The 8,875-nt window shown below is 56.9% G+C and carries 7 protein-coding genes and 1 pseudogene; 6 read left to right on the top strand and 2 right to left on the bottom strand.

Going from position 1 to position 8,875, the window contains the following annotated elements; translation table 11 throughout:
* The 6 genes and pseudogenes from RSSM_RS32865 to RSSM_RS30835 form a co-directional block, all read left to right on the top strand.
* Positions 1-211: pseudogene (locus RSSM_RS32865) on the top strand (hypothetical protein); the annotation flags it as partial.
* A gap of 150 nt (positions 212-361) precedes the next feature.
* Positions 362-1,120 carry an arginyltransferase gene (locus tag RSSM_RS30855; protein WP_236621515.1) on the top strand — a complete coding sequence of 253 codons (759 nt, stop codon included), beginning with the start codon at positions 362-364 and terminating at the stop codon, positions 1,118-1,120.
* Between the two features lie 129 nt (positions 1,121-1,249).
* A complete protein-coding gene (locus RSSM_RS30850; protein WP_008689313.1) occupies positions 1,250-1,552 on the top strand; it encodes a CPXCG motif-containing cysteine-rich protein in 303 nt (100 codons plus the stop codon).
* 3 nt (positions 1,553-1,555) lie between these two features.
* The gene (locus tag RSSM_RS30845; protein WP_008689311.1) at positions 1,556-2,398 is read left to right on the top strand and encodes a 2-phosphosulfolactate phosphatase; all 843 of its coding nucleotides are present in this window, start codon (positions 1,556-1,558) and stop codon (positions 2,396-2,398) included.
* A complete protein-coding gene (locus RSSM_RS30840) occupies positions 2,395-3,813 on the top strand; it encodes an ATP-grasp domain-containing protein (protein WP_008689310.1) in 1,419 nt (472 codons plus the stop codon). The genes RSSM_RS30845 and RSSM_RS30840 overlap by 4 nt, the downstream gene beginning before the upstream one ends.
* A gap of 144 nt (positions 3,814-3,957) precedes the next feature.
* Complete coding sequence (locus tag RSSM_RS30835) at positions 3,958-5,100, top strand: M20 family metallopeptidase (RefSeq protein WP_008689308.1); 1,143 nt, start codon at positions 3,958-3,960, stop codon at positions 5,098-5,100.
* A 77-nt stretch (positions 5,101-5,177) separates the two neighbouring features.
* Here RSSM_RS30835 and RSSM_RS30830 read toward each other — a convergent pair whose 3' ends face one another.
* Together RSSM_RS30830 and RSSM_RS30825 are read right to left on the bottom strand one after the other, a co-directional pair.
* Positions 5,178-6,464, bottom strand: coding sequence for a M14 family metallopeptidase (locus tag RSSM_RS30830; protein ID WP_008689306.1), 1,287 nt, complete (start codon positions 6,462-6,464; stop codon positions 5,178-5,180).
* A gap of 475 nt (positions 6,465-6,939) precedes the next feature.
* Positions 6,940-8,712 (bottom strand): ABC-F family ATP-binding cassette domain-containing protein, encoded by a 1,773-nt coding sequence (locus RSSM_RS30825; protein WP_008689303.1) that lies wholly within the window; start codon positions 8,710-8,712, stop codon positions 6,940-6,942.
* Between the last annotated feature and the right edge of the window lie 163 nt (positions 8,713-8,875).

The raw sequence follows: 8,875 nt of genomic DNA, 5'->3' as shown, positions 1-8,875 counted from the left end.
GTTGCCGACAGCGCGCTGCTTATTCTGCGGCCGGACATGTTCGATAGTGTTGGGACGGTTGAAGTCACTGTGGTTGCATCGTATTGAGAACGATTCCGAGCGAACGGATCGAATGATCGGCGAGTATTTACGGCCGGATGTGGAGGAGTCGCCGACCGCAACGGCGTTCGACATGATTCACGCGGCCGCGTTGTCGCAGTGGTTTCGTTAGCGGCAGCGACCGGCAAACCGAGTCGTTTTCCGGTGCGGTTGGACGACATGGTGGTGTGCGATATGTGAATCCGCGTTGCACCGTTTCGGTTCAGGTACAATGACTGCGGTGCATTCGAGTTAGGTGTTCTTTGAGCAGGTGATCGGTTTCGTGTCGGCGTCTTCGCATGGTGGTTTTCCGGTACAGGCATTGCCGGTGCTCGATCGTTTGATGAACGTGCAGGATTCGGCTTCGGAGTGTCCCTATTTGGATTCAACGATCGCTCGGATGCCGCTGTATTATCCGATCCAAACGCTCAGCGGCCGGGAGGTCGATTTGCTGCTCGAGGGCGGTTTTCGGCGCAGCGGCACGTTGTTGTACTACACGCACTGTGCCCCCTGTTTTGCATGCGAACCGACGCGGCTCGACGTGGCAAAGTTTCGCATCGGTAGTTCGTTCAAACGGGTGCTGAAGCGAGCCGCGAGGGAGCTGACTTTGAAATGGCAGTTGCCGGTTGTCGATGAGCAACGGGTTGCGCTTTACAACGCTCATCGGGTCGGCCGTGGTCTCGGCAACAGTCCCGCGATCGGTGATTCGGAGTACCACGCTTTCCTGACCGACTCTTGTTGGCCGACGTTGGAACTGGAAATCTGCCAAGGCGACCGCTTGATCGGCGTGTCGATTATGGATGTGGGTGAAAACAGCATCAGCGCCGTGTACACGCACTTTGATCCCGAAGCGAGTCGGTACAGTGTCGGAACGTTGGCGGTGTTGAAACAGGTGCAGTGGGCCGTCGAGCATCAGCGGCGATGGGCATATCTCGGTTTGTACGTCGCCAGCAATCCGCATTTGAATTACAAGGCTCGTTTTGTCCCTCAGCAACGACTGCGACACGGTGAGTGGCAGGACGTGGAAATTGACCGGGCGTAGTGTGCGCGTCGCGTGCGATTAATTACCGCAGGGGGCGATTCTTTTCTCGCCCGGTCGCGGCCTAGCCGATAGACTCAGTGTAGATGTTGTTCGGGATTCGTTTGGTACATCCATTGAAGGAATATTCAGATGACAAATTGGGAAGAGAGCCGTCTCGGTGGAGTTCGTGGTGTCAGCGGAGACGCCGGCGATATCGGCAGCGAAGCACGCGACGGCAGCGAGAATGGCCACTTCACGCATGTCGATGACGACGCGACGTATGTTTGCGATAATTGTGGTGAAGAGATTGTGATCCCGGTTGACCTCGCGGGCGGTCAAGATCAAACCTATGTCGAGGATTGTCCCGTTTGTTGCAGCCCGAGTGTCATCCACGTGCATCTCGATGACGACCGGGCGGTTGTGCATGCCGAACCCGAACAAGATCGATACTAACGAATGCAAATTGAAACTTGGTTGTCCCCTTATGCGGTCGCGGATCATGAACGATCGCATGCTCGTGTGTGCGTAGTCATTGATGTGTTGCGAGCGACGACGGTCATTGCGACCGCGATTGCCGCTGGTGCCCGGTCGGTGACGACCTGTTCGGATATCGAGCAAGCGTTTGAGATGAAACGCAGCGCGTCTTCGGATTCGTTGCCACTGCTGTGTGGTGAACGTGAATGTCGACCGATCGACGGATTCGACTATGGAAACTCGCCGGGAGAATATTCACCGGCGGGCGTGGGGCAGCGTGACATTGTCATGACGACCACCAACGGAACACGAGCGATTGATGCTGCCTCGGATTGCGACGTGATGATGCTCGCGTGCTTTGCAAACCTGAGTTCAGTTGCCGATGCCATCATCGACGAGGTCTCGGATGTTTCTGTTCAGGATGCGTCATCCGGTTCCGGTGCTCCGCCAAAGGCATCGGGATTGGTTCGCATCGTCTGCGCCGGCACGAATGGCGCGATCACCGGTGAAGACACATTGTTGGCAGGAGCGTTGATCGCGGTTTGTCATCGCAAACTCAGCGACACGGCGCGTTTCTATGACGGGCCTATCGAATTGAAGAATGATTCGGGGGCAATCGCGTTGGCGGCGTGGCAACACTGTATCACCCACGACAAGGTGAGTGATTCAGAGTCGCTCGCTCAGCGACTTGCCATGACCGACGGTGGGCGAAACATGATCGCGGCGGGATACGAACAGGACCTTGTCGATTGTGGTAGCATCGACGTGTTCGATACCGTCCCCCAACGCGACCGTCTTTCTCCGGCAAGGTTCGTTAGTAGATGAATTCATCGGCACACGTTGACCGTCCGCTGTTTGTCGATACACGAGGGCAGATGCCACCGATGTGGCCTCGTCGGGCGGTGTTCTTCGCCAACCTGCTGGCCCTGTTTTTCGGGAACGAAGAACAAACCCGTGTGCTTAGCGAGGAGGTCGGCGAACTCGATTCGTACAGTGCTCGATTGATCCCGATTTTGAATATCCTGTTCGAAGGACCCGACAACGTGTTGGTCGTCGAACGCAAGCCTGATCCGGCGTTGTGCCGATATTTATCAGAGGAGTTGGGGTTAGAGTTGCCACGCATTTGCGTTTTGCCTCACGAGCACTACACGCGTTTGGGGAAACTGATTGCGAGTCGACCCGACGTGCCGCTGAGTGAATTGCTCGATGCGGATGATCCGTTGGTTTCGATCAGCACTTCGTCGGACAACGCATGGGCGGATGGTTATGTGACCGATGAAGTGTTGCCTCGGTTGGCCGATCGGCTCGGGTGCCGGACCATTTCTTCGACGAGTGCGAGCCAAGCGGGGAACAACAAAGGGTTGTTGCAAAAATTCTTGGTTGACCAAAATTTGCCCACCGTTCCGACTGAGTTTGCCGGTGGGCCGGACGAAATCGCGGCGTGTGCTCGGAGTTTGCATTCGCAGGGGTTTGATAGCGCGGTCGTGCGTTCGCAGATCGGTGCCTCCGGTGTCGGGATGATGAAACTCTCGGGGCTCGGCGATGTGGATTCGCTCGCGGAAGTACCGAGGTACTTCTTCCACGAAGGTCCTTGTTTGGTACAGGGTTGGCTTTCGCCAGGGCGGCTCGGGGTGGAGCAGATCCGTAGTCCGAGCACGCAGTTGTTCCTGGACGAAAGGCATGTCTATGCCTTCGATATGACGGAGCAGATACTGAGCGAGCACAACATTCACGAAGGCAACGAGTCGCCACCACCGTACCTCGACGAAATGCCGGGCCTGCGTGAGGAGACCATGCGGCAGGCCGAGACGGTGGGGCGTTGGCTGCACGAAACGGGATACCGAGGCACCGCGAGCATCGACTGGTTGGTGGTGGAGCGTGAAGGACAGACGGAGCCGGAGGTTTACGTTTGCGAAATCAACGCGAGAGTGACCGGGGCGACGTATCCATCGTTGCTCGCCAAGCATTTTCACCCGGAAGGGGCGTGGTTGTTGCGGAATCTGCGTTTGGCTCATCCGGTGACGGCGTCAAAATTGTTGAAAACGCTCGAAGAAAAGGGACACTTGTTTCACTTGGGGAGTCGACGTGGTGTATTGCCACTGAACTTCAATTTTGGATCCGATGGTTTGGTCCACAAAGGGCAGTTCATTTGCATTGGTGACGATTCGCAGGAGTGCCGACGGTTCCTGCAGGTCGCCGAAAATGACATGCCTGGAGGTTGGACGGCGGACCGCGATTAGGTGTCGGTTCGAAAAGTTCGGCTCGCCTGACCAGCGAATGACTGGTCGGGGCGGTTGCGACATGGCGGATACACGCCGATCATTCGTGTTAGACTCTGGTGTTGATGTCTACCCAAACGAAGCCATTCAACGACGGTTAACTTTTTGTCTGCTACGAACGATCTTGAGAACCTGAAATCGCGTTTGACCTCGCTGACTCGCGACATGATTTTGATCGCGAGTACAGAGAGTCGTCCGGAGGAACGAACGAGGTGTTTTGAGTTCCTGCGGCATCACCTTGATGCGACCGAAGGATTGCGGCTCGATAGTTATGAGCGGAACGGGCATCAATCGTTAGTGGTCCGTCCGCACGGGTGTGAATCTCCGGATGTTTTGTTGTGTGGGCACCTCGACGTGATCGAGCATTCCGAGCCCGACGGGTATCACTCGACCGTCGAAGACGGACGCATCTACGGGCCCGGCAGCGGAGACATGAAGGGGCAGATCGCGATCATGGTGGAGTTGATGCGGACGCTGCATCGTCATCATCCCGGTGTGAGTGTCGGGCTCGCGGTGACGTCGGACGAGGAACGCGGCGGTGAGGATGGCGTTCGTTTCCTCGTCGACGAGGTGGGGCTGCGTTGCGGCGTGGCGATTATTCCCGATGGTGGTTCGCTGACGGATATCACGGTGGAAGAGAAAGGTGTCATCCATGCGCGAATCACACAGGCCGGACGAGAGGCTCACGGGGCGAGGCCGTGGCTCGGTGAAAATGCGATCGAGAGGCTGATGTTGCGGCTGACTCGGTTAGGAAATCACTTCGCGACCTATTGGCCGTCCGAGCCGATCAGCGAACAAGTCAACCATTGGTTTCCCACGTGCAGCATTACCATGTGTGAGACCGAGAACACGACTGTGAACCGAATTCCCTCGCGTGCGTCCGCCGTCGTGGATATCCGTTTCCCGCCACCGCACGACGTCGCGTCGATGTTGGCCGAGGTGACCGAGTGTCTCGGTTCGGGGTGCGAAATTGAACCCCTGATGACGGCGGAGCCGACGCATCTCGCACCGGACCCGCTGTTCAGTGAAGCGACTCAAGAGGTGACCGGTGATCAGGTTTCCATGGTGCGAGCCTCCGGTGGTAGCGATGGGCGATTCTTTCGAGATCATGGCATCCCGGTGAATCTGTCGCGTCCGTTGGTTGGTAACCTGCACGCCATTGATGAATGGATCGATATCGATTCGATGGTGACTTATTTTCGAATCTGCAAACGTTATATCATCAAGCGGCTGAATCTCGAGGGATAACGTAGTCGCGGTCACCAAGACGTATGGCGTCTGAATTTTGGCGAAACCAGTCACGGGATCAGGCTACGGAGTCGCCGTTATTGGGCCGGGGCGGGTTGGGTGCTGACGAGTTGTTGCTGTTGTTGCAGGTGATCTGTTCGTCGTTGTACGAGTAGACGCATCATTTCATCGGCGCTTCCGTTGGCGAGTTCAGCGATCTCGTTTGGTTTCGTGGTGTCGCCGAATTCATAGGTCACCGCGGCAACATCGAGAGTGTCGCGTACCCAGGCTTTGGATGTGGTGCGGTTTGAGTTGTGCGATGCATCGTGGTTGACGTTGTACCATGCAAATCGTCGTTGCAACGCGCCGAGCCACGCCGAGGTGAAGTTAGGCGGGAACGCTTGGTCGACATCTTCTGCGGTGTAGAAGACGTCCTCGTAAGTGGAGTGGAAGTCGAGGAAAAGGTACAGCGAACGTCTGCCCGCGGTGCGGTATGAGAGCAGTTCGCGACGAAGCGCTTGGGTTTCAGGCTGGGTGAAGTGTTTCCAGTCTCGGTTCAAGTCAACGCCGGACGCGTTGCATCGCCAGTGTCCTCGGGCCACTCCGTCCGGGTTTGCCGTCGGGACAACGATGGTCGTGAATTGTTTTCGGAACTTGGAGGCACGGTCGGTTTGAGCCGAGATCGCCTCCACAAATCTCATCAGGCCGATCATCCCGGTGATCTCAGTCGGATGTTGCCGAGCCATCAAGAAGATCGTTGCCGGTGAGCGGGATTCGGAAATTGTCAGGCGTCGAATGGGGCGGTTTTCGACGGAGAAACCGATCACGTCGTCGTCGACGTAGTCACGTTTGGCGATCTTTTCGATCCACTCGTCGACGGTGTGGTTGGTGAGCAGTTGTCGCGCCGAAACCCACAGCGGTTCGGAATCGACGCGGACCTGCAGGACAGCTTGTTTACCAAACGGGTGCACCGCGGTGACCAAACGATCGGCGGGGAACCATGTTTCTCCATCGCGACTGATTAAGGGCGCGTAGCGATGAGTCCCGCCGTCGTATCGAAGCCGGATGGTTAGCTCGCAGGGCCGCGTTGCGCGAACTTGGAACGCGTACCATGCACTGTCGTTGATCGGTTGTTGTTCAGGACGGATCAGGAGGTCGAACTCGTTCGGGCCGATTTGAACGCATCGGTTGACTCGCCCGCCTGGAAAGTCGCTGCGGATGCAAACGCTGCGGTCTTCGGAGACGAATCGAATCGCGGATTGATCCCCGTCGCTGTCGTAGTTCGGATCAAAGCCGTAGGTCGCATTGACCGCCAGGACCGACAACAACGCCATCGCCGATGAGAGCAGCAAAGTTCGGGTTGGTTGAATTTTGCGAGTGCGCATGGGCCATCCAATCGACGGGGCAAAGGTTGTTTCCCAAACCTACCCGCGCCTGCAAGCCTCGTCGTCTTCCGTGGCGAACTGAATGTGTCCTTCCGTCGCACCTTCGTTGGTGAGCGCGGATGGGACGGGTATCCGCGAGTGATCAAAAAAACTCAAGCGGGAAAACGTTGCCGTGGGTTTCGTGCGAAAACGTCGCCTAGCGTTCTCGTCCTACGGCACGCGTATTTTAGAAGTTCGCAGCCGGATCGACGAAGCGATCGGGAGAGGTTTGACGATTGAGCCGGTTGGTTGGACGTAAGGGAGCGTTAAGGGGACTCCGCGGTCGCAGGAGATTGTGGACAGCTAGTCTTTCGGCGCAGTTCGGTTTTCGGGGAGGCGGTCGTGGATCTTGTCAAAGATCCTGGTGCATGAGGATCTGCAACAAGAGGCCTCGCGTGAAAATACAGCTGATATCAACAATTCGTTGTTGGCGCGATTAGAAGTCGCTCAGTTCCAACCATTTCTCTTCCGCTTCGCTGAGTTCGACTTCGATCGCTTTGACCTGTTCGTGCAACCGGACCGCTTCGCCGGGATCGGTCTCGGTGAGTAGTTGCTCGTTGAGTTCCCGTTTTTCGTCGTCGAGTCTGGCGATCTTGCGTTCGAGATTCTTCAGTTCTTTGCCGGTTTTGCGTTGCTCTTTCTGATTTTGGCGACTGTTTTTTGAACCGGAGTTGTTCTTGCTGTTTTGTTTTCCTGCGGCGGCGTTGCGTTGACGTTCGCCTTCAGAGACTTCTTTTTCGACCGCTTCGCAGTACGTGTCGTAACTGCCGAAGTAGTTTCGCACGCGGCCGTCGCGGACTTCGATAACGTTCGTTGCGACGCGGGCCATGAAGTGACGATCGTGGCTGGTGAAGATGACCGTGCCTTTGTAGAGCCGCAGGGCTTCGGCGAGTGCTTCGACCGTTTCGACATCGAGGTGGTTACCGGGTTCGTCGAGCACGAGGACGTTCGCGGTGCCGAGCAGGAGGCTGGCCATGCAAACGCGAGCACGTTCGCCCCCGCTGAGTACTTTGATCTTCTTGTGGATCGCTTCATCGCGAAACAGCAACGACCCGGCCATCGCCAGGACGTCTTGCCTGGTTGTTTCGGGATCGGACGCGTACTCCAGATGTTCGAGGATGGTTTGGCGTTCATCGAGGCTTGAGTACACGTGCTGCGCGTACGTCCCGATTTCGATTCCGTGTCCCCATTTTAGCGTGCCCTCGAGCGGTTCGAGCGAATGCACGAGGGTTCGCAGCATGGTCGTTTTTCCCTGGCCGTTATCACCGACGATTGCGGCTCGCTGGCCGTGTTCGATCTCGAGCGAGATGTCTTCGGCAACGCGGTGGTCGGGGTAGCCGATCGCGAGTTTGTCGCACCGGACGGCAGTGCCTTGGCGTGGTTGAACGCGAGGCGCGCGGATGCGGACAGTTGGTTCGTCGACTTCCAATTCGACGGTTTGCAGTTTCTCGAGTTGTTTGGCTTTGCTGCGAGCTTGGCTCGCCGTGGACGCATTGGCTCGGTTCTTGTCGATGAACTGTTTGAGCTGTTTTTGTTTGGCGATGACGGTCGCGTTGACGCGGCGGTCGTGTTCGCGTCGCTCTTCACGGAATTCGAGGAAGTCGTGAATTTTGCCAGGGAACATCGTCAGTTGTCCCTTGCTGAGTTCGAGGGTTTGGCTGCACGTTGCCTTCAAGAACGCGCGATCGTGGCTGACGATGAGGGCGGCTTTGTTGAAGTCCTTGAGAAAGTGTTCGAGCAGAATCTGCGTCCGCAGGTCGAGGAAGTTGGTCGGCTCGTCGAGCATTAGCAGGTTCGGATCGTGCAGCAGCAACGCGGCCAGTTTGACGCGAGTTTGCCATCCTCCCGAGAGTGCCTTGACGGGACCCTCAAGGTATTCGCCTTTGAGTTCAAATTGACCGGCGACCTGACCGCACTGCCAATCCGGTGCCCCGCTGTCGCGCATCAGGAAATCGAGGGCCGACTCGCCTTCTCGGAAAGGATCGTGTTGGCGGAGGTAGCCGATCCGGAGGGTCGGGTGGTGGATCACATCGCCTTTTTCGACATCTTCCTCGCCGAGCAGGATGCGAAGGAGGGTGGATTTGCCGGCTCCGTTTCGACCCACAAAGCCGACTTTGACGTCGTCGACGAGGCTCACGTTGGCTCCGTCAAGGAGAACTTGATCGCCGAAGCGTTTGTGCGCATCGCGGAGTTGAATCAGTACGGCCATGAATCAGAAAAATACTTGGGAAATCGAAAGCAATCGGAAAACGAACCGGAGCCCGACAACGTAGCGAGAAAGACGAAAAAGTTCACCCAGTCTTGCCTACCCACTCGGGCGTTCGGTGCGTACAGTATCCAGCCAACAAGAACGCGACAAAATAAATCGTCGC

Source organism: Aporhodopirellula sallentina SM41, assembly GCF_000346505.1.
Lineage (GTDB): Bacteria > Planctomycetota > Planctomycetia > Pirellulales > Pirellulaceae > Rhodopirellula > Rhodopirellula sallentina.
This window is presented reverse-complemented; position numbering and strand designations above follow the sequence as displayed.

Excerpts from the sequence above, each read along its gene's own strand:
- RSSM_RS30830 (WP_008689306.1), bottom strand. The coding sequence starts at position 6,464 with ATGCGCACTCGCAAAATTCAACCAACCCGAACTTTGCTGCTCTCATCG.
- RSSM_RS30840 (WP_008689310.1), top strand. The coding sequence starts at position 2,395 with ATGAATTCATCGGCACACGTTGACCGTCCGCTGTTTGTCGATACACGA.
- RSSM_RS30825 (WP_008689303.1), bottom strand. The coding sequence starts at position 8,712 with ATGGCCGTACTGATTCAACTCCGCGATGCGCACAAACGCTTCGGCGAT.
- RSSM_RS30845 (WP_008689311.1), top strand. The coding sequence starts at position 1,556 with ATGCAAATTGAAACTTGGTTGTCCCCTTATGCGGTCGCGGATCATGAA.
- RSSM_RS30850 (WP_008689313.1), top strand. The coding sequence starts at position 1,250 with ATGACAAATTGGGAAGAGAGCCGTCTCGGTGGAGTTCGTGGTGTCAGC.